Here is a 25,283-nt window from a genome sequence, read left to right on the forward strand (position 1 = left end):
GTAAGCCTTCGGGCGAAGCTATGAACCGAAGCCCCAGTAAACGGCGGCCGTAACTATAACGGTCCTAAGGTAGCGAAATTCCTTGTCAGGTAAATTCTGACCCGCACGAATGGCGTAACGACTTGGGCGCTGTCTCAACGAGAGATCCGGTGAAATTTTAATACCTGTGAAGATGCAGGTTACCCGCGACAAGACGGAAAGACCCCATGGAGCTTTACTGCAGCTTGATATTGAATTTGGGTACGATCTGTACAGGATAGGTGGGAGCCGTAGAGCCTTGAGCGCCAGCTTGAGGGGAGGCATCCTTGGGATACCACCCTGATCGTATCTAGGTTCTAACTTGGTACCGTGAACCGGTACGAGGACAGTGTCAGGTGGGCAGTTTGACTGGGGCGGTCGCCTCCTAAAGAGTAACGGAGGCGCCCCAAGGTTCCCTCAGAATGGTTGGAAATCATTCGAAGAGTGCAAAGGCAGAAGGGAGCTTGACTGCGAGACCTACAAGTCGAGCAGGGACGAAAGTCGGGCTTAGTGATCCGGTGGTACCGCATGGAAGGGCCATCGCTCAACGGATAAAAGCTACCCTGGGGATAACAGGCTTATCTCCCCCAAGAGTCCACATCGACGGGGAGGTTTGGCACCTCGATGTCGGCTCATCGCATCCTGGGGCTGAAGTAGGTCCCAAGGGTTGGGCTGTTCGCCCATTAAAGCGGTACGCGAGCTGGGTTCAGAACGTCGTGAGACAGTTCGGTCCCTATCTGTCGTGGGCGTAGGAAATTTGAGAGGAGCTGTCCTTAGTACGAGAGGACCGGGATGGACGTACCGCTGGTGTACCAGTTGTTCCGCCAGGAGCACCGCTGGGTAGCTATGTACGGAAGGGATAAGCGCTGAAAGCATCTAAGCGTGAAGCCCCCCTCAAGATGAGATTTCCCAGTATGTAAGACCCCTTGAAGACGACGAGGTAGATAGGTTGGGGGTGGAAGTGCAGTAATGCATGGAGCTGACCAATACTAATCGGTCGAGGGCTTATCCTAAGATAAGACGCAATGAAGTTTCGGATCCAGTTTTCAAGGTGTAACCTTGAAGGTATGTAGAAGTACATACGACAAGCGTATGGCTATTCATTCACACAATCCGTGATGAAGCGAATAACCTTACGGAAGAATTTGCGAGGCAAATTCATGTTTGGTGGCGATAGCGGAGGGGTTCCACACGTACCCATCCCGAACACGACCGTTAAGCCCTCCAGCGCCGATGGTACTTGGACCGCAGGGTCCTGGGAGAGTAGGACGCCGCCAAGCAAAAGTGAAAAAGGATGATACCCTCAGTGAGGTTATCATCCTTTTTTTATGCATTTTGTGGAAGGATATCTGCTTCTAAGGTTGACAGAGGGAAGAGGCTTTGCGACACTCTAAGTGCGTATTTTTTTAAAGGTCCAAGTATACGAGCGAGGTGACGAAGTTATGGAGATCAGACAATTACAACGTGAGGAATTTGAAGCAGCTATAGGATTATCCCAGTATGCTTTTCAGTTTACAATGACCCCGGAGGATCTGGAGAAAGCCAAGAAGAAATTCAAACCAGAACAAACATGGGGGATCTTCGACGGACCTGACTTGAACGCTAAACTGACTTTGCTACCACTACAGGTATACATACATGGTCAGGTTTTTGATATGGGAGGCATTGCTGGTGTGGCAACGTGGCCGGAAAAGCGTCGCGGAGGTATGGTTTCACGTTTGTTGACGCATGCGCTTGAAGAAATGAAGACTGCAGGACAAAGCCTTTCTTTTCTGCATCCATTTTCTTTTGCCTTCTATCGTAAATTTGGATGGGAAACGTATACTGAGTACAAAAAATACGTCATTCCAATTGATAAATTCCCTGCTAAACTTAAAACAGAAGGTATAGTCAAACGGGATATCAAAAATATTTCAGAACTAGACCAAGTGTATCAATCGTATGCTTCACGTTACAATGGTACGCTGGTACGAGATAAGGCATGGTGGCAGGAACGGATTTTAAATGAGAATTATCGAACTGTAGTATATTACACAGATGCAGGCGATCCTCAGGGATATGCACTATACAAAATAGAAGATAAACAGTTAAATTGTGATGAGTTGGTATATGAAAATGAGACGGCACGTCGGGCTTTGTGGACTTATTTTGCAAATCATGACTCAATGATAACCCAAGGTAAATTTATTTACGTTCCAGCAGATGACAATCTGCCTTTTTTACTCGATGATCCGCGAATTCAACAGGAAACGGTGCCTTATTTTATGGGGCGTATTGTGGATGCTGTTGCTTTTGTAGAGAGCTACCCTTTTGAGCAGATTGGAGAGGAAACAAGTTTAACCTTACATCTGACAGATCGGTATGCTCCTTGGAATGAAGGAGTATGGAGATTAACGATTACTACGGAGGGGCAAGGACATCTGGCAAGAGTGGATACAAGTAATTTATCTGAGAACGACACAGTAGCTGACTTGGAACTAGGAATTCAGTCATTAACAACTTTAATGCTCGGCTACCAGCAAGCTGATAACCTGTTTAATTGGGGGCGCATTGAAGGAAGCAGTGAGTCTGTGGCTGCACTTAAACGTGTAATACCAACAAAACAAACGTTCCTATTGGATTTTTTCTGATAAAGGCCCAATTAGATTTTCTTAATGCCCAACTCTTTTTAACCAAATTGGATGTGGGATATCATAATTATTCAAAGCTCTTTCCATAATGGGAAGAGTTTTTTTATTCTATGGTATAAAACATAATTAGATTGCGAAAAATGGTATTGACCCCTTGGCAAAAATGAAATTTGTGCTATAATACGAATATAGTCAAAGAAAGTCAAAGTCAATCAGAACCAGTGTGTATCTACAGAAGTATAGCAATAATGACATGATTTGCGTATAGTTAGGAGCTGCTTCTTATGGGCAGAAGAGAAGTGCATGATTTATCGCAAATAAAGGTCACACTAGAAACGAAACGGTACAATTCCAATGGATGTACAATAGGTAATGGCCTGAGTACAGCTTAGATTCGTGACTTTACCGTTTGGTTAAGTTCAATATACGGCGGACTCTGTGGAGCGTGAAATGTACTTGAATACTTGCGTTTCCGTTAGTGGAGGATGATGAAATGCGCAATGTTTCCGACATTATTGAACAATATTTGAAGAGCATGCTGCTGGAAAGTCCCCAAGGCTTAGTGGAGATTCAGCGCAATGATCTGGCTGACCGCTTTTCCTGCGTACCGTCGCAAATTAATTATGTAATTAGTACCCGGTTTACGCTGGAAAAAGGTTATGTGGTGGAAAGTAAACGCGGTGGTGGAGGTTATATTCGGATTCAGCGAATTCAATTGCCTGCACAGCATGCGATCCATACACACCTTCATCAGAGCATCGGGGAGGAAATTAGCCAATCGGCAGCAGAAGGATTGATTTATCAGTTAGAGGAAGCTCATTTTTTAAGTAAAAGGGAAGCGGGTCTAATAAAGGCTGCTTTATCAAGAGATACATTATTGCTGAAGCTTCCCTATCGTGACCAACTGCGAGCAAGATTGCTTAAGGCTATGCTGATCTCGTTGCTGGCGGCCAAATAGCTAGTATCCATTAACCAGTGAATAGAGATTTGCAATTCAGATGTAGGGATTTGTAAAAATCCTGACGTTGAAGGAGGTGCTTTTATGCTGTGCCAAGAATGTAATATGCGGCCGGCAACTTTGCATTTCACCAAAATTGTGAATGGCGAAAAGACAGAGTTTCATATTTGTGAGACATGTGCGAAGGAAAAAGGGGAGATGATCCCTGGAACACCTAATGGCTTTTCGATTCATAGCTTGTTGTCGGGGATGTTGGATTTTGACTCCAGCACAAAGAGCCAGTCTTCAGGTCACAGTGTTCCCCAAAATCTGCAATGCAAGGATTGCGGTATGACTTATACACAGTTTAGTAAGCTAGGACGCTTTGGATGTCCATCATGCTATCAATATTTTGATAGTCGTCTGGACCCTCTGTTCAAGCGTGTGCATGGTAGTACGAGTCATGTTGGGAAGGTTCCGGTCCGTACTGGAGGCCGATTAAAGGTTAAACGGCAAATTGATGATTTGAAAAAAGAGATGCAACAACACATTGTACAGGAAGAATTCGAATCAGCTGCTGAGCTTAGGGATCAAATCAGAAAGCTTGAAAAAGAAATGACTGAAGAGTAAAGTTTGTGAAGAGTAGGAGGGAATGCGTGATGCCCAATATCCGATTTACGGAAAAGCCGCTAAGTGATTGGATGCGTGGTGATGCTGCGGATTCGGAGATTGTCATTAGCAGCCGGGTAAGAATTGCGCGTAACTTGCAGCATCTGCCTTTTCCCATGCTTGCTACCAATCAGCAGTCGGAAGAAGTGCTTCAACGCTTAACGGATATCCTTCAGTATGATGATTTGCGTCGTTTTGGTACTTTTCATACCTTGAAAATATCCGAGTTGGATGAGATCGACAAACAGGTACTGGTTGAGAAGCACTTGATTAGTCCTAATTTGGCGAACGAATCTCGCAACGGTGCTGTGTTGATTAGTGATGATGAATCAGTTAGTGTTATGATAAATGAAGAGGATCATTTGCGTATTCAGTGCTTATATCCCGGATGTCAGGTTAGAGAAGCTTGGGAACGCGCTATGGTTATTGATGATGCATTTGAAGCGCATGTTGATTATGCATTTGATGATCGGAGAGGTTTTCTAACCAGTTGTCCGACGAATGTCGGCACAGGTATGAGAGCTTCGGTGATGATGCATTTGCCCGCATTAGTCATGACTCATCAAATCAATCGTATATTGTCTGCTGTTTCACAGGTAGGTCTTACAGTTCGCGGCATTTACGGTGAAGGCAGCGAAGCGGTCGGAAATTTGTTTCAGGTGTCTAATCAGATTACACTGGGACAAACCGAAGCGGAGATTATCGAGAATCTGCATGGCGTGGTGCTGCAAATTATAGAGCATGAACGTTCTGCCAGAGAACGATTGATGAATGAATCCATGCTGCGGATTACAGATCGGGTGATGCGTTCATTCGGTATTTTGTCATATGCAGCAGTTTTGGATTCCAAGGAGGCTGCACAGCGGCTGTCCGATGTACGTCTCGGTGTAGATTTAGGAATTTTGGAGCGTCCTTCCATTGCAGCGATGAATGAGCTTAATGTGATGACGCAACCCGGCTTTTTACAAAAAAGCTTTGGGGATAAAATGAATACCGGTGAGCGCGATATGTACCGGGCGAAGCTGATCCGGCAAAAATTAGGCACAACCCTTTAATATATAGAATGATCTGAAATACACACTGTGGAGGTGCAGGATATATGATGTTTGGAAGATTTACGGAACGTGCACAGAAAGTGCTTGCCTTGGCCCAGGAAGAAGCTGTTCGATTGGGACACAACAACATTGGCACAGAGCACATTTTGCTAGGACTCATTCGTGAAGGTGAAGGAATAGCAGCGAAAGCCTTAATCGGTTTAGGGCTGGGACTGGAAAAAATCCAGGATGAAGTGGAAACACTGATTGGACGCGGTCAAGAACAACCGACGAACATTGCCTATACTCCACGTGCCAAGAAAGTCATTGAGCTGTCTATGGACGAAGCACGTAAATTGGGTCATACCTATGTAGGTACCGAGCATATTTTGCTAGGTCTTATTCGTGAAGGTGAAGGCGTAGCAGCACGTGTACTGAACAACCTGGGTATCAGTCTGAACAAAGCGCGTCAGCAAGTGCTTCAATTGCTCGGCAGCAGCGAGGCGGTTTCCAGCCATCACGGTGCTCCAGTTAATGTCAGCACACCAACTCTGGACAGTCTGGCACGCGATCTGACGGCTTCTGCGAAGGAAAATAACCTGGACCCCGTTATTGGGCGCAGCAAGGAAATTGAGCGCGTTATTCAAGTGCTCAGCCGTCGTACAAAGAACAATCCTGTTTTGATCGGTGAACCTGGGGTAGGTAAAACGGCGATTGCCGAAGGATTGGCACAAAAAATCATAGCGAATGAGATTCCCGAAACGTTGCGCGACAAACGCGTAATGACACTCGATATGGGTTCTGTAGTAGCAGGTACTAAGTATCGTGGTGAATTTGAGGATCGCTTGAAGAAGATTATGGACGAGATTCGTCAAGCTGGAAATATCGTATTGTTCATTGATGAGCTGCATACACTGATTGGTGCTGGTGGAGCGGAAGGCGCAATTGATGCGTCCAACATCCTGAAACCTGCTCTGGCACGTGGCGAGCTGCAATGTATCGGTGCCACCACGCTGGATGAATACCGCAAATATATTGAGAAAGATGCTGCTTTGGAGCGTCGTTTTCAACCTATAACCGTGGATCAACCTTCTCCAGAAGAAGCGATTCAAATCTTGTATGGTCTGCGCGACCGTTACGAAGCGCATCACCGTGTGAAAATCACTGATGAGGCTATTGAAGCTGCAGTAAGATTGTCAGATCGTTATATTACGGATCGCTTCCTACCGGATAAGGCTATTGACCTTATTGATGAAGCGGGCTCCAAGGTAAGGCTCAATTCCTATACAGTACCGCCAAACCTGAAACAGCTGGAAAACCGTCTGGAGGATATCCGTAAGGAAAAAGATTCAGCGGTACAAAGCCAGGAGTTTGAAAAGGCAGCTGCGCTGCGCGATACAGAGCAAAAAATTCGTGAAGAGCTGGATGTCACTAAAAACCAATGGAAAGAACAACAGGGGCGTACAGATTCCGAAGTTACACCAGAGGATATTGCTCAGGTTGTTGCCATCTGGACTGGTGTCCCAGTCAGCAAGCTGAAGGAAGAAGAAACACATCGTTTGCTGAATATGGAGCAACTGTTGCATGAACGGGTGATTGGGCAGGACGAAGCTGTTAAGGCAGTAAGTCGGGCGATTCGCCGGGCACGCGCCGGTCTGAAAGATCCGAAACGTCCAATTGGCTCCTTTATTTTCCTCGGTCCAACTGGGGTTGGTAAAACAGAGCTGGCACGCGCCTTGGCTGAATCTATGTTTGGTGATGAAAATGCGGTTATCCGTATTGATATGTCCGAATATATGGAGAAACACTCCACATCCCGTTTGGTAGGAGCGCCTCCAGGATACGTAGGATATGAAGAAGGTGGCCAACTGACTGAAAAGGTACGTCGTAAGCCTTACTCTGTTGTGTTGCTGGATGAAATTGAAAAAGCACACCCGGAAGTATTCAATATTCTGCTGCAAGTGTTGGAGGATGGACGTCTGACGGATTCCAAAGGACGTGTTGTTGACTTCCGTAACACTCTCATCATCCTAACATCCAACGTTGGTGCACAGGCAATCAAACGTAACTCCACGCTTGGCTTTACAGCTGTTGTGGACGCTGGGGCGGATTACGATAACATGAAGGGCAAAGTGATGGATGAACTGAAGAAGAGCTTCCGTCCTGAGTTCTTGAATCGGATAGATGAAATTATCGTGTTCCATTCTCTTGAAGAAAAACATATTGCCGAAATTGTTTCACTCATGTCTGAGGAGCTGCGTAAGCGTCTGAATGAGTATGAGGTTGACTTTGAGTTGACAGACAAGGCTAAGAATTTCCTTGCCAAGGAAGGCTTCGATCCAGCGTATGGTGCGCGTCCATTGCGTCGTGCAATCCAGAAGCATATTGAAGATCGCCTGTCCGAGGAACTGTTGACTGGAAACATTTCTAAAGGCGACTCTCTCTATATTGATGAAGAGAACGGTGCATTGACAGTAACGAAAAAGGATAATGTATCCGCGAAGTCCTAAAGCAGTTTAGTAAATAAAACATTAGAAAAGGGTGTCTCGCAGGCTGGAAAGCTATTGCGAAGGCACCCTTTTTGTGTATTGAACACCTTGAAAGGGTAGGGTAAAAGCTTTGGGAAAGTTTGTGATATTGCTTTACGTCCGCCAAGCTTCAATGGTAAACTTTTATTGTTACAGCTCTTTCAGGTGCTGTGTGAAGATAAAATTGACATCATCGTTGTCAAGAAGGAGCCAAGGAATAAAGTATGGCTAAAGTGAAAACTAAATTTTCCTGTACAGAATGTGGCTATGAATCGCCTAAATGGTACGGAAAATGTCCTGGATGCCAGGCATGGAATTCCATGGTCGAAGAAACGGAAAGCGTTGTAAAAACTCAAGGAATGGGATCTTCCCTTCTTACTCATAGCACAAAAGACAAACCGCTTCCTATTATTGAAGTGGAGAGTGGCAAAGAAACACGAATTTTGACGGGAATTGGTGAATTAAATCGTGTACTCGGTGGAGGTGTGGTGCCAGGTTCACTTGTTCTGGTGGGTGGAGACCCGGGGATCGGTAAGTCTACGCTTATGCTGCAAACCTCTAATGAGCTGGCTTTAACTGGTTTAAAGGTACTCTACGTGTCTGGTGAGGAATCCGTCCGCCAAACGAAGCTACGTGCAGATCGCCTCGGTGCTTTGTCTCCCAGTCTGTACGTATTATGTGAGACGAATTTGGAGACGATTGAAGAAGCAGTGGACAGCTTGAAGCCGGAGTTTTTGGTCATCGACTCGATACAGACTGTATATTTGCCTGAGGTGACAAGTGCGCCTGGTAGTGTAGCTCAGGTGCGCGAGTGTACTTCACGATTTATGCGGATTGCCAAGGGATTAGGTATTGCTACAGTACTGGTAGGGCATGTGACCAAAGAAGGCGCTATTGCAGGTCCGCGTTTGTTGGAGCATATGGTCGATTGTGTACTTTATTTTGAAGGAGAGCGCCATCATACGTATCGGCTGTTGCGTGCGGTTAAGAATCGTTTCGGTTCTACGAATGAAATTGGTATTTTTGAAATGGCCGAAAGTGGTTTGCGTGAGGTGGCGAATCCTTCTGAGCTCTTCCTGTCCGAACGGCCACTGGGGGTGGCTGGTTCCACAGTCGTTGCCAGTATGGAGGGAACCCGGCCTGTGTTGGTTGAATTGCAAGCACTCATTGCGGCTACGCATTTTCCATCTCCACGCCGAATGGGTACGGGGATTGACCATCATCGGATGGGATTAATCATTGCCGTATTAGAAAAGCGGATGGGCATGTTTTTGCAAAACCAGGACGCTTATCTCAATGTTGCTGGAGGCGTAAAGCTGGATGAACCAGCGGTGGATTTAGCCATAGCGGTGAGCATTGCTTCCAGCTTTAGGGATGCTCCTACCAAGCCGTACGATGTGATTTTTGGTGAAGTAGGACTGACAGGCGAGGTGCGGGCTGTATCCCGAGCAGAACAGCGAGTGCGAGAAGCAGAGAAATTAGGTTTCAAACGGGTGATCATGCCCGAGAAAAGCTTGAAGGGCTGGACACATCCAAAAGGGATACAAATTATCGGAGTTGGAACGGTGGCAGATGCACTGGCAGCCGCATTAGATTAGGGGGCATTGAGGATGAAGGAAGCGAGCCAACTGGATAAAATGAACGATTTGCTACGGCTTGTGGCACCGGGAACTCCCTTTCGCGACGGATTGGAAAACGTTTTGCGTGCCAAAACGGGTGCTCTTCTGGTCGTTGGCTATAGCCCGGAAGTAATGGAAGTCGTGGATGGCGGTTTCTCAATTAATTGTGACTTTTCGCCGAACTATTTGTATGAGCTGGCTAAAATGGACGGCGCAATCATATTGAGTGAGGATTTAAAACGAATTTTATATGCCAATACGCAATTGATTCCCGATTCTTCTATTTCGTCCATAGAAACAGGGATTCGGCATCGGACGGCGGAACGAGTTGCAAAGCAGACTGGCAAACTGGTTGTGTCTATTTCCCAGCGTCGTAATATTATTACGTTGTATCAGGGGACTTTACGGTATGCGCTCAAGGAAATCGGGGTTATTTTAACGAAAGCTAATCAGGCTATTCAGACGTTAGAAAAATATAGATCCGTATTGGGGCAAGCCTCAACGAATTTAACTGCATCTGAATTCGAAGAACTGGTTACCATGCCGGAGGTCGTTAATGTCATTCAACGGATCGAAATGGTGCTGCGCATCAAAATGGAGATCAAACGATTTATTAACGAGCTCGGGAATGAGGGCAGGCTGATTAGCATGCAGATGGAGGAGCTTGTCAGTAATATCGAGGAAGAAGCTTGGTTGCTGTATAAGGATTATGCCAAAGACGACAGCGACGAGAAGATCCGTGAAATTATATTGGGACTCAAACGTTCTACGGACGACGAATTACTGGATGTGAATCATATAGTACGTTTATTAGGCTACCCTTCTTCAGCAGCGACATCAGAAGAATATATTGCTGCACGCGGATATCGGGTGCTGAACAAAATACCTCGTTTGCCCAATGTGATTATTCATAATCTGGTAGAGCGGTTTGGACGTTTTCCACATGTCATCACAGCAACGATAGAAGAACTGGATGAAGTGGATGGTATAGGAGAGGTTCGTGCACGTACGATTAAAGAAGGGCTTAAACGTTTACAGGAACAAGTTTTCATTGACAGACAAATGTAAATGTAATACAGTGAAAGGATTATAATGGAACAATTCATACATTGAGGTGAAGAGATGATTACCAAATCAATTCCGAACATGTGTACCTTGGGTAACTTGTTTCTCGGAATGATCGCCATTTTATTGGCCGTAGACGGAAAATACAGTCTTGCCGCTATTATGGTTATTGTCGCCATGTTGTTGGACGGACTGGATGGAAGGATGGCCCGGGCTTTGAATGCCCAGAGCGAATTCGGTAAAGAACTGGACTCCTTATCAGATATGATATCTTTTGGTGTTGCGCCCGCAGTTATTATGTACATGGTTGCTTTTCATGATGCGAATTCGGCTTTGGCTTGGACGGTTACAGCCATTTTTCCGATGTGCGGCGCATTGCGTTTGGCTCGATTTAACGTACGTCCCGGTGTACCAGGTTATTTCACAGGTTTACCCATTCCCGCAGCAGGTGGCGTATTAGCCACGTTGTCCTTATTCCATAACGAGATTTCATTGTTATACATGTCGATTGCCATGTTGCTAGTCTCTTATTTGATGGTTAGCTCCATGAGATATCCAAATTTCAAAAAGGTCGGCCTTCCGAAAAAAGCGATTTGGGTTGCTCCATGGGTCGTAATTGCAGCGGTGGTTCTAGCTGTTAAATTTCCTGATCAGCTGTCGAAGCTGATTTTTGTACCACTAGTGCTTTATGCATTGTACGGTATGAAGCTGAACATTCGGAAGCTATCACGCAGACGTGGACGTGAGCGGGATCGTTCTAAACAGGAAGAACAGGACGATCAATATCGTCATTCGCAACGTTAGTGTCAGACAAGAACTACAAGAAGCATTTATTTCCTTGATTCATTCAAGGGGATAAATGCTTTTTTTATGCATAAAAAGTGAAAACACAGGGTTAGTTATGTGGGAAATGGACCATACTGGTAAGGGAAGTGCTATGTATCCAATAAATAGCAGACTATTGAAAAGAAAATAAAGGAGGTATAGAGACTCAATGTGGAGAAAGGCTATTTTAACTTTTACAGGATTGTGCGGCGCGTGGTTTGGCTATACGTTATACCAGCGGATAGGAGGCTTAGTAACGTGGATGCCACAATGGTTGAGTGATGGTTCTTTACCAGGAATGGCTGTTTGGATGTTAGCGGGAGCGGTGGTATTTATGGTTGGCTGCTCATTCGCAGGGGCGTCCGTGGCGAATCGATTGCAGCAGGGTATTGAAGGTTTGGTACGAATTCCGATGAATGAGATGATGGCAGGTGTCATGGGCTTAGCGGTGGGGCTGATCCTTTCCTTGGCAGTTTATCCACTCTTTTCAGGGTTAGGGGCACCTGGTTTACTTATCCAGACCGCGGTTACCTTGGTATGTGGATATGTGGGGTTGATGGTTGGGCTAGAAAAACGGGACGAGTTGTCATCCTTTTGGAGTTCAGGCTTTTTTGGTCGGGGAACGGATGTAGAAGAACGCAAGTTGGAGGAACATAAAATTTTGGACACCAGCGTCATTATAGATGGGCGTATTGCGGATATCTGCAAGACAGGTTTTATTGAAGGGACCATTGTGATTCCTGAATTTGTGTTGGAGGAGCTTCAGCATATCGCAGATTCTTCAGATTTACTTAAGCGTAATCGTGGGCGGCGGGGTCTGGATATTTTGAATAAAATTCAAAAAGAGCTAGATGTGAATGTGCTCATCTATGAGGGGGATTTTGAGGAAATTTCAGAGGTCGACAGTAAGCTGGTTAAGCTTGCAAAGGTGTTGCAGGGTAAAGTTGTAACTAATGATTTTAACCTGAATAAAGTATGCGAACTTCAAGGTGTGTCTGTGCTGAACATTAATGATTTGGCGAATGCAGTGAAGCCTGTCGTACTGCCCGGTGAGGAGATTATGGTGCAGATTATCAAAGATGGCAAGGAGCATGGGCAAGGTGTCGCTTATCTGGATGATGGTACGATGATTGTTGTGGAGGGTGGACGTGACTATATTGGCTCTCTCATGGAAGTACTGGTCACAAGCGTACTTCAGACCTCTGCGGGCCGTATGATCTTTGCTAAACCGAAATTATTGGAAAAAGCTCAATAAACGAGGTATGATGAAGTAGATGTGTTATCATACGGATCGTCCAAGTGCGATCAGGGCAGGAGTTATTTGAATGAACAATCAGGTAGGAGTCGTGATTGTGGCGGCCGGGCGCGGCTCCCGTATGGGAACGCAGGAGAGCAAGCAATTTCTGCTTTTGCGAGACAAGCCCATCTTCATACATACACTTGAAATATTCGCAGCAATGCCTGAAGTGGATGAAATGGTGATGGTTACTGGAGCTGGAGATGTGGAACGCTGCAGAGACTGGATTCATCAATACAAGATTGGTAAAAATGTACGGGTGGTGGCTGGTGGCAGTGAACGCCAGCATTCGGTTTATCGCGGTTTGCGCCACTTGCGAACAGATTGGGTGATGGTGCATGATGGTGTGCGGCCATTGATTCAACCTGAGCTTGTACGTTCATGCCTGGAGGCTGCTCAGCGTACTGGTGCTTCTGTAGCGGCAGTACCTGTAAAGGATACGATCAAGCAAGTGAACGGGGATGGTATCATTACAGCAACGCCGGATCGCCGTAGTCTGTGGAGTATTCAAACGCCACAGACTTTTCGTCTTTCCGATCTGCTGCGGGCCTATGAAGAAGCGGAGCAGACAGGATTTTTGGGGACAGATGATTCCATGCTGGTGGAGCGGCTAGGCATTCCGGTTACTGTCGTTCAAGGCAGCTACAAGAATATCAAAATTACTACGCCTGAGGATTTGGAGATGGCGGCGTTATGGGTAAAGACAGAGGGAGAGGATATCAAATGATTAGAGTGGGGCAAGGATTTGACGTCCACCAGCTGGTGGAAGGAAGGCCATGCATCATCGGAGGCGTAAATATTCCGTATGAAAAAGGTTTACTGGGTCATTCCGATGCAGACGTGCTGCTGCATGCCATTAGCGATGCTATCCTGGGTGCGCTTGGCTTGGGAGACATCGGAAAGCATTTTCCAGATAATGACCCTGAATTTAAGGACGCGGATAGTCTTAAGCTACTGGAGCATGTGTGGGGGCTGGCTAAAGAGCGGGGATACCGATTGGGGAACATCGATTCTACAATTATTGCGCAGAAGCCCAAGATGGCATCGTACATCCCGCAGATGAATGAAATCATCGCCCGGGTGCTGGAAGCAGAGGAGTCATCCCAGGTAAATGTCAAGGCGACGACGACGGAGCAACTCGGGTTTACCGGGCGAAGCGAGGGAATCGCGGCTCAGTCGGTTGTCTGTCTAATCAAGTAAATGCTATCATCTTGAGTAATTCTATTTGGAGGAGATTATATGAGCACGGAAGTTCGTGTACGCTATGCACCAAGTCCAACAGGACATCTGCATATTGGAAATGCCAGAACGGCATTATTTAATTATTTGTTTGCCCGCAATCAAGGCGGGAAATTTATTATTCGCATTGAAGATACAGATGTGAAGCGCAATATTGAGGGCGGAGAAGAAAGCCAGCTTAAATATTTGAAATGGTTGGGTATGGACTGGGATGAAAGTATAGACGTGGGCGGCGAGTTTGGACCTTATCGCCAGACCGAGCGCTTGGACATCTACAAAACATACTGGCAGGACTTGCTGGATCGCGGTTTGGCATACCGCTGTTATTGCACGGAAGAAGAACTTGAACGCGAGCGTGAAGAACAGATGGAACGTGGGGAGACACCACGTTACTCAGGAAAACACCGTGATTTAACAGAAGAACAGTGTCAGGCGTTTGAAGCAGAGGGCCGTGTACCAAGTATTCGTTTTCGCGTACCAGAAGATCGTGAATATACGTTTGATGATATTGTTAAAGGTCAAATTACGTTCAATTCCAAAGAAAGCGGCGATTTTGTTATCGTCAAAAAAGACGGTATTCCGACATATAACTTCGCTGTAGCGGTTGACGACTATTTGATGAAAATATCGCATGTACTACGGGGTGAGGATCATGTATCCAATACACCGCGGCAGTTGATGATTTTTGAAGCTCTCGGCTGGGAGCCTCCACGCTTTGGTCATATGACGCTGATCGTAGGCGAGGATCACAAAAAGCTCAGCAAACGAAATGAATCCATTATTCAGTTCATGGAGCAGTACGATAAGCTGGGCTATCTGCCGGAAGCTATATTCAACTTTATTGCATTGTTGGGCTGGTCTCCGGAAGGCGAGGAAGAGATCTATGATCGGGAACAATTAATCTCGATTTTCGATCCTAATCGTTTGTCCAAAAGCCCAGCTGTATTTGATACAAACAAGCTTGCTTATTTGAATAATCATTATATTAAAAAAGCTGATCCTGAACGGATTGCCAGTATGGCAATTCCACATTTGCAGGCAGCAGGACTGTTGCCGAATGATTTATCGGCTGAACAACAGGATTGGGCTAAAGCTCTTGTCCGCTTATACCAAGAACAAATGACTTCAGCGTCTGATATTGTGGCGTTGTCTGAGTTGTTTTTTCGTTCACATCTGGAGTTGGATGCTGATGCGGCGGCTGTTCTGGCTGAAGAACAGGTTCCTGATGTACTTAGAGCCTTTGCAGCTAAGGTTGAAACGAGCGAGGAATTTACAGCTTCACAAATGGCCAAGCTGATCAAAGAAGTCCAAAAGGAAACTGGTTTTAAGGGGAAACAGCTGTTCATGCCGATTCGTGTGGCCCTTACAGGTCAAACTCATGGACGGGATCTGAACGAGACCATCTATCTACTTGGACGTGACAAGGTATTGGACCGTCTTAAGGCACAAATTAAAGGCTGATATTTCTTGTCAATTTGTTGTCTTTTCGCTATAATGACTCCATTGATATGGATTGATACTTACGTGTAAAGGCTGCGAACAGGAGAAGTACACTGCATAAGGGCATCTGCCAGAGAGGACGGTCGAGGGGAAACCCCAGGCTGAGAACCGTCTAGATGACCTGCGGAGGAAATGCGCCTGGGAGCCGTGCGCCCGAACCCTCGTTAGCCTACAATGCTAATGTGGCAAGGGCTTGCCGATTCGTTCCCGTTACAGGACGCCAAAGACGGACTTTTCTGCTTTTTTTGTAGCAGATATGTTCGAAGCAGAGTGGGACCACGTATATGCGTCTCTGCAGCCTAGGCTGCGGAGGCGCTTTTTCATTTTTATCAGATTCAGACTCGCTGTAGACTGAAAATTGTCGAAGAATGCTGGTGACTACGAAAATTGGCAAAATGTGAAGTGTGATGCGGCAAGGATATGGAGGGAATAGGAGGGCGACATGTTCAGGCATTTCAAATCCGATATTCAAACTGTTTTGGATAATGATCCGGCCGCCCGGAGTAAGCTGGAAGTCATTTTTACGTATTCTGGCGTTCATGCCCTTTGGGCACACCGAATTGCACATTGGTTTTATTTGCGAAAGTGGTGTACTCTAGCCCGTGTTATATCCCAGGTATCGAGGTTTATGACAGGAATTGAAATTCATCCTGGCGCTCGTATTGGAGATCGGCTGTTCATTGACCACGGCATGGGTGTTGTCATTGGCGAAACCTGTGAAATTGGCGATGATGTCGTATTGTATCAGGGGGTTACTCTTGGAGGAACTGGAAAAGAGAAAGGGAAGCGCCACCCCACCATTGGGAATAATGTCGTTATAGGCTCCGGTGCAAAAATATTGGGTTCATTTACGATTGGGGCGCAATCCAATATTGGCTCCAACTCGGTTGTGCTAAAAGAAGTTCCGCCAAACAGTACGGTAGTGGGTATCCCCGGGCGAGTGGTCAGGCAGGATGGCAGACGTCCAGATCGACTTAGTCACCAGCTGCCTGACCCGGTCGTCGATTCCATACGGTCTCTTCAAATGGAAATAGAACGATTACGAGCAGAATTGTCTGATTTGAAGGAGGAGCAATCTGCTCAGAAACATCAGGTGACCCAAGAGAATAAATTACAAGGATAATTTTCATGAGGGAGGAACATAACGATGTCGCTTCAAATTTATAATACAATGACGAGGAGCCGGGAGCCTTTTGTGCCACTGGAGCCTGGAAAGGTTAAAATGTATGTATGTGGTCCTACAGTGTATGATTACATTCATATTGGTAATGCACGACCTGTAATTGTGTTCGACGTGGTACGCAGCTACTTGGAGTATTTGGGCTATGATGTAAACTATGTGGTGAATTTTACGGACGTTGATGATAAGTTGATCCGCAAAGCTCGGGAACTTAATATGGAGGTTCCGGCAGTTGCCGAGAAGTTTATTGCTGCCTATCATGAGGATCTGACAGGATTGAATGTTCCTGCTGCCAGCATAAATCCTCGTGTAACCGAAAGCATGGATCTGATTATTGATTTTATCAAGGACCTGGTAGACAAAGGCTATGCCTACGAGAATGATGGTGATGTCTTCTACCGGACCAAAATGTTTAAAGACTACGGACAGCTGTCAGGCCAAAATTTGGAGGAACTCCAGTTTGGGATTCGCATCAATGTGGATGAACGCAAGGAGAATGCCGAGGATTTTGTACTCTGGAAAGCAGCGAAACCGGGAGAAATTTACTGGTCAAGTCCTTGGGGGGATGGACGCCCAGGCTGGCATATCGAATGCTCTGCTATGGCTCGTCACTATTTGGGGGATACACTGGATATTCACGGAGGCGGACAGGATCTGCAATTTCCGCATCATGAATGTGAATGCGCACAATCCGAAGTGATTACGGGTAAACCATTATCTCGCTACTGGATGCATAACGGATATATTCGCATAGATAATGAAAAAATGTCGAAATCACTCGGTAACGGTATTTTGGTTAAAGATCTGCGTGCTCGTCACAAGCCCGAAGCTTTACGTTATTTTATGCTGTCGACACATTACCGCAACCCTTTGAACTACAACCAAGAGACGATGAGTCAGGCGGAGAATAGTGTCGAACGGATTGCCAATGCAGTCGCCAATGTAAAGCATCGTTTATCCATGGCTTTGAAAGGTAATGAAGCAGTATCGGCTGAGCTGCAAATGAAGCTTGACGGGATATTACAGCAATTTGGCGAAAAAATGGATGATGATTTCAATACGCCTGATGCGATTACTGCGGTGTTCGAATGGGTCAGCGAAGCCAATCTTTTGTTGCAGCGTGATGTTGTCAATCAGGCGGAATTGCAAGCGGTGCTGCATACCTTCCATTCGATGAATACGGTGCTTCGCATTTATTCGGAACCGAGTGAAGAACTGCTGGATGACGAAATTGAGCAGTTAATTGCAGAACGTGTCGAAGCTCGTAAAACTAAAAACTGGGGTAGAGCTGACGAAATTCGTGATCTGTTAGCTACTAAAGGCATTGTGCTTGAAGATACGGCGCAGGGTATGCGGTGGCGGCGGAAATGAGTAATAAGCCACTGAACTCAGGAGCTGTGGAAGGCGCAGGAAACTGGTTTCCGTATCCTGCGTCCAAGCCGGCTCGCTTGATGCCCCCCATTGCGTTAGCTTACATTGGTGATGCAGTGTATGAGGTGGCTGTCCGGCAATATCTGTTGGCACAGCCCAACCTGCGTCCCAATCATTTACATCGACGAGCTACAAGGCTTGTCTCCGCCAAAGCACAGAGCCGTATGTTGGGATTGCTAGAAACGGTGCTGACGGATGAAGAACGTGATATTGTCCGACAAGGAAGAAATGCCAAATCAGGGAGCCTGCCCAAAAATGCTGATGTGCTTGAGTATCGGCATGCCACGGCGCTGGAAGGCTTGATTGGTTATCTTTATTGTGATGGACATTTGGACAGATTGAGAGAGTTGATTACGTACGGAATTGCACAAATGGAAAATGCAGAAAAATCATAAATTGGAGACGGATTGAACGAATTGATATCGACCGTTTCCCGGGAGGAAGCTAGAGATGGAAGAAGAATGGATTGCCGGTAAGCATTCGGTAACAGAGGCGCTGCGTTCAGGCAGGACGATAAATAAAATATGGATTGCGGATAATGCACAAAAGCATTTGACACTGCCGATTACGGCTGAGGCGAAAAAAGCAGGAATCATTGTTTTGCAGGTGGACAAGCGTAAGCTCGATCAAATGGTTCCAGGCATTCAGCATCAGGGAGTGGTCGCGCAAGCTGCACCTTTTGCCTACGCTGAGGTGGAGGACTTGCTTGCTAGTGCTCGCGCTAAGGGAGAAGAGCCGTTTTTGATTTTGCTGGATGAGATTGAAGACCCTCATAACTTGGGCTCTATCCTTCGTACGGCGGACTGCACTGGAGCACACGGTATTATAGTGCCGAAAAGGCGTTCAGCAGCTGTAACTGTAACGGTGTCTAAAACATCGGCAGGTGCTGTGGAGTACGTCCCGGTGGCGCGTGTGAGCAATTTGGGACAAACCATTGACCGTCTTAAAGAAGAAGGTGTATGGGTAGTTGGCACGGATGTTACAGCAACCGATCCCGTCTTTGGGAATGGAGTATTCACCGGTCCCGTAGCGATTGTCATTGGTAACGAAAATAAAGGAATGGGCCGTTTGATCCGCGAGAAATGTGATGTACTCGTCAAGCTGCCAATGGCGGGACAAATCAATTCCCTCAATGCTTCTGTAGCTGCAGGTGTCGTCATGTACGAAGTTTTGCGCGGACGACAGGCACGGGGCTAACGATATGGCTGACACGCGGGATGTTCTGCTTGTGGACGGTTACAACATGATTGGAGCCTGGCCCGAACTTTCCGCACTGGTACAATCTGGTATGCAGGAAGCGAGGGACAGACTTCTTGAACGACTGGCGGATCATCAGGCGTATTCGGGCAGAAGAGTCATCGTCGTATTTGATGCTTACAGGGTGCCAGGATTAGGTAAAACCTTTGCCCAGAGCAAAGTCCAGATTTATTTTACGAGAGAAAAAGAGACAGCCGACGAGTGCATCGAGCGATTAGTTCGTGAGCTGAGCAGCAAGAGGAGAAGCATTTACGTAGCGACAAGTGATCAGGTAGAGCAGCATGTGGCCTTTGGCCAGGGAGCACTCAGAGTATCGGCACGAGAATTACTGATCGAGATTGAGGAATCTGAAAGGGAAGTCCAGAAGCGAATCCAGCAGGATAACGCCAAATTGTCCCGCAATTCGCTGGATGGCAAGCTGAGTCCGGAGCTTCGAAAGTTGTTTGAACGCTGGAGAAGAGAATGATCCAGTAATTGGGATACTCTCCATTTTGAAACCATTGACAATTTTGTTAGCGCTCTTCTTTTTTAGGTTGTTGTGGTTGACGGTATCAGGTTACATCGCGTATACTTGTCGTATATTTGAGAGAGTAACGGGTACCTTGCGTTGCAGCCGGAGGGATTGTTAGTGAGTGTGGACCTCAAGGATATCATGTTGTCAAAGTTTGATTACAAAAATGATGAAGACATTGTCGGAGCAGTCCATGAAGGTGATGGGGAAGCGCTGGAGTTTCTGATTAACAAATATCGAAACTTTGTGCGGGCCAAGGCCAGATCCTACTTCCTGATTGGGGCTGATCGCGAGGATATTATTCAGGAGGGCATGATTGGTCTCTACAAATCCATCCGTGATTTTAAGGGAGACAAGCTTGCTTCGTTCAAGGCTTTCGCCGAGTTGTGCATAACACGACAGATTATTACGGCAATTAAGACGGCTACACGACAAAAGCACATTCCTCTGAACTCTTACGTATCTCTGGACAAGCCCATCTATGATGAAGAGTCAGACCGGACGTTGCTCGATGTGATTTGCGGAACACAAGTAAGTGATCCTGAAGAGCTGATTATCAATCAGGAAGAGTTTGTGGGTCTTGAGGACAAAATGTCCGAGATTCTGAGCGAGCTAGAACGCAAGGTACTTATGTTGTATCTGGACGGACGTTCGTATCAGGAGATTGCTGAAGATCTGGATCGTCATGTGAAATCCATCGATAACGCGCTGCAACGGGTCAAACGTAAACTTGAAAAGTATCTGGAAGTAAGGGATAGTTGAAAGTAGAGGCTGACATGGAAAAGGCTCGAGTTTGAGTCTTTTTTTATTCGTTTTGGGTATGCTGTGCAGGTTTATAAGTGTTGTAAATGATTTATACTAAAAAAGATGAATAATAGATATCGCTTTGATTTTGAAGCAGTATTTCAGAGAACAGCTTCAAAGGATGGACAGATGTAAAATGCACCACAACCGGGACTGCGAAATGTATGCAAACATTCGTTGACATGGAAAACCCCGTGTGATAAAGTGTTTTAGGTAGGCCTAAATTCGCGGTTTTTTTTAGGATCAATTATGAGACTTCCGGTGTTGGATGTCTTCGGGAGGTGCACATCATGCGGGTAATTATTACTTTGGCTTGTACAAATTGCAAACAAAGAAATTACACAACGACGAAAAACAAGCGTAATCACCCCGACCGCATGGAGATGAAGAAATTCTGTAAGTCCTGTAACGAACAGACTTCTCATCGGGAAACCAGATAGTTTTTGGAGGTGTAGTCGGCGTGAAACGCAGTTTCAAGTCTCTGTTTTCCTTTTTCTCTGAAAGCTGGGCTGAACTCAAGAAAGTTCGCTGGCCCAATCGTAAAGAACTGACCAACTATACGCTGATTGTCATAGGGACGATTGCGTTCGTCACGATTTATTTTTGGGTTCTCGATATCGGCATTTCCGCTGTGATCGAAGCGATTATCTAGGAAGGGTTCCAGGTGGCTTGATATGGAAAAAAGATGGTACGTCGTTCATACCTATTCAGGGTATGAGAACAAAGTCAAAGCCAATTTGGAAAAACGCGTTGAGTCCATGGGCATGGAAGACAAGATATTCCGTGTTCTTGTTCCTATGGAAGAAGAACTGGTAACCAAGGACGGTAAGAAAAAAACCGTTATGCGTAAAGTCTACCCTGGTTATGTCTTAGTCGAAATGGTCCAAACCGATGATTCTTGGTATGTTGTACGCAACACACCAGGTGTTACGGGGTTTGTAGGATCGACAGGCTCGGGTTCCAAACCGACGCCATTGCTTCCAGAAGAAGTTGAACAGATTCTGAAGCATATGGGCATGGTAGAGCCGAAACCGAAGATTGAATTCGATGTTAAGGAATCCGTGCGAATTAAAGTTGGTCCTTTTGCGAATTTTGTGGGCTCCGTGGAAGAAATTTTGGTTGAGAAGAGCAAGCTTAAGGTTCACGTCAACATGTTTGGACGGGAAACCCCGCTTGAGTTGGATTATACTCAAGTGGAGAAAATATAGATTTTTCTTACAGGTTTCTTGTGGGAGGATCGATAGATCCGTCTACCACTATTGAGTCAAGGAGGTGTCATCCATGGCAAAAAAGGTAATTAAAATGGTAAAACTGCAGATCCCTGCAGGGAAAGCTAATCCAGCGCCTCCAGTAGGTCCAGCTTTGGGTCAAGCAGGTGTCAACATTATGGCATTCTGTAAAGAGTTCAATGCTCGTACTGCTGATCAAGCAGGCCTGATTATTCCGGTTGAAATTTCGGTATTTGAGGATCGTTCTTTTACGTTCATCACCAAAACTCCACCGGCTGCTGTTCTGTTGAAAGTTGCTGCTAAAATCGAAAAAGGTTCCGGTGAACCGAATAAAACGAAAGTTGCAACTGTAAATCGCGCTGCTGTTCGTCAAATTGCAGAGCAAAAAATGCCTGACCTTAACGCAGCTTCCGTAGAATCGGCAATGCGTATGGTTGAAGGTACTGCTCGTAGCATGGGTATCACCATCGTAGATTAATTTTATTAATCTACGTGTGCCGGCAGTTTGACTGTCCGGCAGTGTGGGAGGAATATCCGCTAATACCACATAAGGAGGAAAAATATTATGGCTAAACATGGTAAGAAGTACCTGGAAGCTGCTAAGCTGATTGATAGCGAAGCAACTTACGAGCCTTTGGAAGCCGTTGAATTGGTGAAAAAGGCTGCGACTGCTAAATTTGACGAAACCGTTGAAGCAGCAGTTCGTCTGGGCGTAGATTCCCGTAAACAAGACCAGGCTGTTCGTGGTGTTGTTGTCCTGCCACATGGTACGGGTAAAACACAACGCGTTCTGGTATTTGCAAAAGGTGACAAAGTGAAAGAAGCGGAAGCGGCTGGCGCTGATTTTGTTGGCGATCAAGATATGATCAACAAAATCCAACAAGGCTGGTTCGAATTCGATGTCTGCGTTGCGACACCTGATATGATGAGTGAGGTTGGTAAACTGGGTCGTTTGCTCGGTGGTAAAGGTTTGATGCCTAATCCTAAAGCAGGTACAGTTACTTTCGACGTTGCCAAGGCTGTTCAAGAAATTAAAGCCGGTAAAATCGAATACCGTCTCGACAGAACCGCTCAAATTCATGCGCCAATTGGCAAAGCTTCCTTCAGTGCTGAACAACTGAACGAGAACCTTAAAGCCTTGATTGAAGCCTTGAACCGTGCGAAGCCAGCGTCTGCTAAAGGTGTATACCTGAAAAACATCGCTATTTCTTCGACTATGGGACCAAGTGCACGTGTGAACACATCTGTTTACAGATAATATTTCGGTTGACACGTTCAATCAAATTTGTTATTCTGTAAAAGTTGTGAGTCCTTGTGACTGACCGTTAAAGTTGAATATGCTTACCGTAGACAGTAGGTGCTTTCGGGCTTAATTTCCTACCGAGGTGTTATGATAGAACGTTTCATGCGACGGGCTTGTCCCGTCCATGTGGATTTATCAAGCCTTCGTACTCTACGGAGGCTTTTTTCATGCTCATGAAAACGACTTTGGTAGAACGCCAGAATGGGTGTTTCGAACAAAGTAGATAAATTGATCAGGAGGTGTACAGTTTGGCAAATGCAAAGGTGATTCAAGCAAAACAAGAAGCTGTTGAAGTTGTAGCTGCAAAATTGCGCGAGAGCGTAACAACTGTAGTTGCAGACTATCGCGGTCTGAATGTTGCCCAAGTAACTGAGCTGCGTAAGCAGCTTCGCGAAGCCGGAATCGAATTTCAAGTGCTGAAAAACACACTGCTCCGCCGTGCAACTGCGGCAGCAGAATTGACTGAACTGGACGCAGTATTGACAGGTCCTACTGCAATCGCGTTCGGCAAAGATGATGCAGTGTCTGCAGCTAAAATCTTGAACGATTTCGCTAAGAAAAACAATGCATTGGAACTGAAAGGTGCAGTTGTAGAAGGTCGTGTGATCGGTGTTGAGGAAATCAAAGCGCTGGCAGAACTGCCATCCCGCGAAGGTCTCCTTTCCATGCTCCTCAGCGTGCTTCAAGCTCCTATGCGCAACTTCGCGCTTGCGGTTAAAGCTGTTGCAGATAAAGAAGAGCAAAGTGCATAAGTTGGGATTTAAACCTGCTGTATAGCAGTTAAGAACAAAAAAATACGAATTTAAATGGAGGTTCAACCATGAGTAAAGAGCAAATCTTGGAAGCGATTAAAGGTATGTCCGTATTGGAACTGAACGATCTCGTGAAAGCAATCGAAGAAGAATTCGGCGTAACTGCAGCAGCTCCAGTAGCTGTAGCAGGTGGCGCAGCAGGTGGCGCAGCAGAAGCTGAGCAATCCGAGTTCGACGTAATCTTGACAAGCGCTGGCGCTTCCAAAATCAACGTTATCAAAGCAGTTCGCGAAATTACAGGTCTTGGCCTGAAAGAAGCAAAAGAACTGGTTGACAACGCTCCAAAACCATTGAAAGAAAAAGTTGCAAAAGAAGAAGCTGAATCCGTTAAAGCAAAATTGGAAGAAGCAGGCGCTTCTGTAGAAGTAAAATAATTGACTGCTCTTTAGCAGACAATGAATTAAAACAAACCCCTTGAGGTGATCTTCAAGGGGTTTGTTGCTGTAAAGCGGTAGTACAAACAGGTCTGAAATATTATTCTAAAGGCTATGATGTTAGTATAACCGTACAACCGAAAGAGGTGGGCGTGAATGGCTGATCATTATTACTCCAGACGGCCAGAGACGGCACATGAACGGCGAAGTCTAGAGACGGTGCTGCGTGGACGTTCCTATCGATTTGCCAGCGATTCAGGCGTTTTCTCAAAGCAGGGGATTGATTATGGGAGTCGTGTGTTGATTGAAGCTATGCAACTTCCTGCAAATGCCTCGGTATTGGATGTAGGATGTGGTTACGGGCCGATTGGTTTGACGGCGGCTACGCTTGTCCCGGACGGACACGTTACAATGGTTGATATTAACGAGCGAGCCGTTCAACTAGCGATAGAGAATGCGGAGCGTAATGGAATTAAAAATGTCACCATTAAGCAAAGTGATTTGTTTGCAGAAGTGCAACACGAACGTTTTGACGTGATCTTGACGAATCCTCCTATACGTGCAGGGAAAGAAACGGTTCATACCATATTTGAGCTTGCGTATGAGCATTTAAATGAGGGTGGAGCTTTATGGGTCGTCATTCAGAAAAAGCAGGGTGCTCCTTCGGCGAGCGCTAAAATAGAGAGCCTTTTCGGTCATGTGGAAGAAGTTACGAAGGATAAAGGTTATCGGATTTTAAAGGCTGAAAAAAGTTTTAGAAAAATGCAATAGGACCATTGACTTGAATCCTGGTCTGTGATATCATTATAAAATGTCAGTATTAGGATGCCCTCCATGGCTTTAGTTTGTTGAAATGTCAATAGATTTATGCGTAACAGGGTATAGTATTTATATCTCTTACGTATAATATAACCATTTTGGGCAAATCTACAAGTGATGAAGATCTTCCGGTATGAGGATTCTGCAGATACGTCGCTCTTTTTTCGAATGCATTCGAGTAAGGGCTTTTCTGTATTTGTAA

At 45.8% G+C, this 25,283-nt stretch carries 26 protein-coding genes, 2 rRNA genes and 1 other annotated feature (1 of these 29 cut by a window edge); all 28 genes read left to right on the plus strand.

Annotated features, from left to right (window positions below; translation table 11 throughout):
- Positions 1-1,031: ribosomal RNA gene (locus ACXHJ1_RS09670) — 23S ribosomal RNA — on the plus strand (it extends 1,894 nt beyond the left edge of the window).
- Between the two features lie 150 nt (positions 1,032-1,181).
- A 5S ribosomal RNA gene (gene rrf, locus ACXHJ1_RS09675) occupies positions 1,182-1,298 on the plus strand.
- A gap of 162 nt (positions 1,299-1,460) precedes the next feature.
- Positions 1,461-2,648, plus strand: a complete 1,188-nt coding sequence (locus ACXHJ1_RS09680) for a GNAT family N-acetyltransferase (RefSeq protein ID WP_457906014.1) — start codon at positions 1,461-1,463, stop codon at positions 2,646-2,648.
- 493 nt (positions 2,649-3,141) lie between these two features.
- The gene (locus ACXHJ1_RS09685) at positions 3,142-3,606 is read left to right on the plus strand and encodes a CtsR family transcriptional regulator (RefSeq protein ID WP_016818631.1); all 465 of its coding nucleotides are present in this window, start codon (positions 3,142-3,144) and stop codon (positions 3,604-3,606) included.
- A gap of 84 nt (positions 3,607-3,690) precedes the next feature.
- Positions 3,691-4,215, plus strand: a complete 525-nt coding sequence (locus ACXHJ1_RS09690) for a UvrB/UvrC motif-containing protein (protein ID WP_016818632.1) — start codon at positions 3,691-3,693, stop codon at positions 4,213-4,215.
- A gap of 29 nt (positions 4,216-4,244) precedes the next feature.
- Complete coding sequence (locus ACXHJ1_RS09695) at positions 4,245-5,309, plus strand: protein arginine kinase (RefSeq protein ID WP_013373293.1); 1,065 nt, start codon at positions 4,245-4,247, stop codon at positions 5,307-5,309.
- A gap of 44 nt (positions 5,310-5,353) precedes the next feature.
- Positions 5,354-7,798: an ATP-dependent protease ATP-binding subunit ClpC gene (gene clpC, locus ACXHJ1_RS09700; RefSeq protein WP_457906015.1), complete on the plus strand. Its 2,445-nt coding sequence runs from the start codon at positions 5,354-5,356 to the stop codon at positions 7,796-7,798.
- A 242-nt stretch (positions 7,799-8,040) separates the two neighbouring features.
- Complete coding sequence (gene radA / locus ACXHJ1_RS09705; RefSeq protein WP_013373291.1) at positions 8,041-9,414, plus strand: DNA repair protein RadA; 1,374 nt, start codon at positions 8,041-8,043, stop codon at positions 9,412-9,414.
- A gap of 12 nt (positions 9,415-9,426) precedes the next feature.
- Positions 9,427-10,503 (plus strand): DNA integrity scanning diadenylate cyclase DisA, encoded by a 1,077-nt coding sequence (disA, locus tag ACXHJ1_RS09710; protein WP_013312183.1) that lies wholly within the window; start codon positions 9,427-9,429, stop codon positions 10,501-10,503.
- A 54-nt stretch (positions 10,504-10,557) separates the two neighbouring features.
- Entirely contained in the window at positions 10,558-11,304 is a 747-nt protein-coding gene (gene pssA, locus ACXHJ1_RS09715) for a CDP-diacylglycerol--serine O-phosphatidyltransferase (protein WP_016818635.1), read from the plus strand.
- 190 nt (positions 11,305-11,494) lie between these two features.
- The gene (locus tag ACXHJ1_RS09720) at positions 11,495-12,580 is read left to right on the plus strand and encodes a PIN/TRAM domain-containing protein (RefSeq protein ID WP_017427900.1); all 1,086 of its coding nucleotides are present in this window, start codon (positions 11,495-11,497) and stop codon (positions 12,578-12,580) included.
- Positions 12,581-12,650: 70 nt separating this feature from the next.
- Positions 12,651-13,349 (plus strand): 2-C-methyl-D-erythritol 4-phosphate cytidylyltransferase, encoded by a 699-nt coding sequence (gene ispD, locus ACXHJ1_RS09725; protein ID WP_290405381.1) that lies wholly within the window; start codon positions 12,651-12,653, stop codon positions 13,347-13,349.
- On the plus strand, positions 13,346-13,822 hold the full coding sequence (gene ispF, locus ACXHJ1_RS09730) for a 2-C-methyl-D-erythritol 2,4-cyclodiphosphate synthase (protein WP_016818638.1): 477 nt from the start codon (positions 13,346-13,348) through the stop codon (positions 13,820-13,822). Before ispD ends, ispF begins: the two co-directional genes overlap by 4 nt.
- Before the next feature lie 39 nt (positions 13,823-13,861).
- Positions 13,862-15,322 (plus strand): glutamate--tRNA ligase, encoded by a 1,461-nt coding sequence (gene gltX, locus ACXHJ1_RS09735; protein ID WP_167438749.1) that lies wholly within the window; start codon positions 13,862-13,864, stop codon positions 15,320-15,322.
- 481 nt (positions 15,323-15,803) lie between these two features.
- A complete protein-coding gene (cysE, locus tag ACXHJ1_RS09740) occupies positions 15,804-16,484 on the plus strand; it encodes a serine O-acetyltransferase (RefSeq protein WP_013373284.1) in 681 nt (226 codons plus the stop codon).
- A 24-nt stretch (positions 16,485-16,508) separates the two neighbouring features.
- On the plus strand, positions 16,509-17,912 hold the full coding sequence (gene cysS / locus ACXHJ1_RS09745) for a cysteine--tRNA ligase (protein WP_107735229.1): 1,404 nt from the start codon (positions 16,509-16,511) through the stop codon (positions 17,910-17,912).
- Positions 17,909-18,367, plus strand: a complete 459-nt coding sequence (locus ACXHJ1_RS09750; RefSeq protein WP_107735228.1) for a Mini-ribonuclease 3 — start codon at positions 17,909-17,911, stop codon at positions 18,365-18,367. Before cysS ends, ACXHJ1_RS09750 begins: the two co-directional genes overlap by 4 nt.
- Positions 18,368-18,422: 55 nt before the next feature.
- A complete protein-coding gene (rlmB, locus tag ACXHJ1_RS09755) occupies positions 18,423-19,169 on the plus strand; it encodes a 23S rRNA (guanosine(2251)-2'-O)-methyltransferase RlmB (protein ID WP_025365931.1) in 747 nt (248 codons plus the stop codon).
- Positions 19,170-19,173: 4 nt separating this feature from the next.
- Positions 19,174-19,695, plus strand: a complete 522-nt coding sequence (locus tag ACXHJ1_RS09760) for an NYN domain-containing protein (RefSeq protein WP_016818643.1) — start codon at positions 19,174-19,176, stop codon at positions 19,693-19,695.
- A 162-nt stretch (positions 19,696-19,857) separates the two neighbouring features.
- Positions 19,858-20,502, plus strand: coding sequence for an RNA polymerase sporulation sigma factor SigH (sigH, locus tag ACXHJ1_RS09765; protein WP_016324748.1), 645 nt, complete (start codon positions 19,858-19,860; stop codon positions 20,500-20,502).
- A 332-nt stretch (positions 20,503-20,834) separates the two neighbouring features.
- Positions 20,835-20,984 carry a 50S ribosomal protein L33 gene (rpmG, locus tag ACXHJ1_RS09770; protein WP_013373278.1) on the plus strand — a complete coding sequence of 50 codons (150 nt, stop codon included), beginning with the start codon at positions 20,835-20,837 and terminating at the stop codon, positions 20,982-20,984.
- A 20-nt stretch (positions 20,985-21,004) separates the two neighbouring features.
- On the plus strand, positions 21,005-21,196 hold the full coding sequence (gene secE, locus ACXHJ1_RS09775) for a preprotein translocase subunit SecE (protein ID WP_013312170.1): 192 nt from the start codon (positions 21,005-21,007) through the stop codon (positions 21,194-21,196).
- A gap of 22 nt (positions 21,197-21,218) precedes the next feature.
- Positions 21,219-21,752: a transcription termination/antitermination protein NusG gene (nusG, locus tag ACXHJ1_RS09780; protein ID WP_007432596.1), complete on the plus strand. Its 534-nt coding sequence runs from the start codon at positions 21,219-21,221 to the stop codon at positions 21,750-21,752.
- A 73-nt stretch (positions 21,753-21,825) separates the two neighbouring features.
- Positions 21,826-22,251 carry a 50S ribosomal protein L11 gene (gene rplK, locus ACXHJ1_RS09785; RefSeq protein ID WP_007432595.1) on the plus strand — a complete coding sequence of 142 codons (426 nt, stop codon included), beginning with the start codon at positions 21,826-21,828 and terminating at the stop codon, positions 22,249-22,251.
- Between the two features lie 87 nt (positions 22,252-22,338).
- Positions 22,339-23,031, plus strand: a complete 693-nt coding sequence (gene rplA / locus ACXHJ1_RS09790; RefSeq protein ID WP_107735227.1) for a 50S ribosomal protein L1 — start codon at positions 22,339-22,341, stop codon at positions 23,029-23,031.
- Between the two features lie 68 nt (positions 23,032-23,099).
- Positions 23,100-23,251, plus strand: a sequence feature (ribosomal protein L10 leader region).
- Positions 23,252-23,324: 73 nt separating this feature from the next.
- The gene (rplJ, locus tag ACXHJ1_RS09795) at positions 23,325-23,828 is read left to right on the plus strand and encodes a 50S ribosomal protein L10 (RefSeq protein ID WP_016818645.1); all 504 of its coding nucleotides are present in this window, start codon (positions 23,325-23,327) and stop codon (positions 23,826-23,828) included.
- Positions 23,829-23,896: 68 nt separating this feature from the next.
- Positions 23,897-24,262 carry a 50S ribosomal protein L7/L12 gene (gene rplL / locus ACXHJ1_RS09800; protein WP_013373275.1) on the plus strand — a complete coding sequence of 122 codons (366 nt, stop codon included), beginning with the start codon at positions 23,897-23,899 and terminating at the stop codon, positions 24,260-24,262.
- A gap of 156 nt (positions 24,263-24,418) precedes the next feature.
- Entirely contained in the window at positions 24,419-25,033 is a 615-nt protein-coding gene (locus tag ACXHJ1_RS09805; RefSeq protein WP_016818646.1) for a class I SAM-dependent methyltransferase, read from the plus strand.
- Positions 25,034-25,283: the final 250 nt, after the last annotated feature.

The organism is Paenibacillus sp. ALE2 (assembly GCF_054113385.1).

Coding starts and splice junctions, on each gene's coding strand:
- rpmG (WP_013373278.1), top strand. CDS start 20,835: ATGCGGGTAATTATTACTTTGGCTTGTACAAATTGCAAACAAAGAAAT.
- gltX (WP_167438749.1), top strand. CDS start 13,862: ATGAGCACGGAAGTTCGTGTACGCTATGCACCAAGTCCAACAGGACAT.
- clpC (WP_457906015.1), top strand. CDS start 5,354: ATGATGTTTGGAAGATTTACGGAACGTGCACAGAAAGTGCTTGCCTTG.
- disA (WP_013312183.1), top strand. CDS start 9,427: ATGAAGGAAGCGAGCCAACTGGATAAAATGAACGATTTGCTACGGCTT.
- nusG (WP_007432596.1), top strand. CDS start 21,219: ATGGAAAAAAGATGGTACGTCGTTCATACCTATTCAGGGTATGAGAAC.
- ACXHJ1_RS09695 (WP_013373293.1), top strand. CDS start 4,245: ATGCCCAATATCCGATTTACGGAAAAGCCGCTAAGTGATTGGATGCGT.
- rplA (WP_107735227.1), top strand. CDS start 22,339: ATGGCTAAACATGGTAAGAAGTACCTGGAAGCTGCTAAGCTGATTGAT.
- cysS (WP_107735229.1), top strand. CDS start 16,509: ATGTCGCTTCAAATTTATAATACAATGACGAGGAGCCGGGAGCCTTTT.
- ACXHJ1_RS09750 (WP_107735228.1), top strand. CDS start 17,909: ATGAGTAATAAGCCACTGAACTCAGGAGCTGTGGAAGGCGCAGGAAAC.
- ACXHJ1_RS09720 (WP_017427900.1), top strand. CDS start 11,495: ATGTGGAGAAAGGCTATTTTAACTTTTACAGGATTGTGCGGCGCGTGG.
- rlmB (WP_025365931.1), top strand. CDS start 18,423: ATGGAAGAAGAATGGATTGCCGGTAAGCATTCGGTAACAGAGGCGCTG.
- ispF (WP_016818638.1), top strand. CDS start 13,346: ATGATTAGAGTGGGGCAAGGATTTGACGTCCACCAGCTGGTGGAAGGA.
- pssA (WP_016818635.1), top strand. CDS start 10,558: ATGATTACCAAATCAATTCCGAACATGTGTACCTTGGGTAACTTGTTT.
- ACXHJ1_RS09760 (WP_016818643.1), top strand. CDS start 19,174: ATGGCTGACACGCGGGATGTTCTGCTTGTGGACGGTTACAACATGATT.
- ACXHJ1_RS09805 (WP_016818646.1), top strand. CDS start 24,419: ATGGCTGATCATTATTACTCCAGACGGCCAGAGACGGCACATGAACGG.
- cysE (WP_013373284.1), top strand. CDS start 15,804: ATGTTCAGGCATTTCAAATCCGATATTCAAACTGTTTTGGATAATGAT.
- ispD (WP_290405381.1), top strand. CDS start 12,651: ATGAACAATCAGGTAGGAGTCGTGATTGTGGCGGCCGGGCGCGGCTCC.
- ACXHJ1_RS09690 (WP_016818632.1), top strand. CDS start 3,691: ATGCTGTGCCAAGAATGTAATATGCGGCCGGCAACTTTGCATTTCACC.
- radA (WP_013373291.1), top strand. CDS start 8,041: ATGGCTAAAGTGAAAACTAAATTTTCCTGTACAGAATGTGGCTATGAA.
- ACXHJ1_RS09685 (WP_016818631.1), top strand. CDS start 3,142: ATGCGCAATGTTTCCGACATTATTGAACAATATTTGAAGAGCATGCTG.
- rplK (WP_007432595.1), top strand. CDS start 21,826: ATGGCAAAAAAGGTAATTAAAATGGTAAAACTGCAGATCCCTGCAGGG.
- rplL (WP_013373275.1), top strand. CDS start 23,897: ATGAGTAAAGAGCAAATCTTGGAAGCGATTAAAGGTATGTCCGTATTG.
- ACXHJ1_RS09680 (WP_457906014.1), top strand. CDS start 1,461: ATGGAGATCAGACAATTACAACGTGAGGAATTTGAAGCAGCTATAGGA.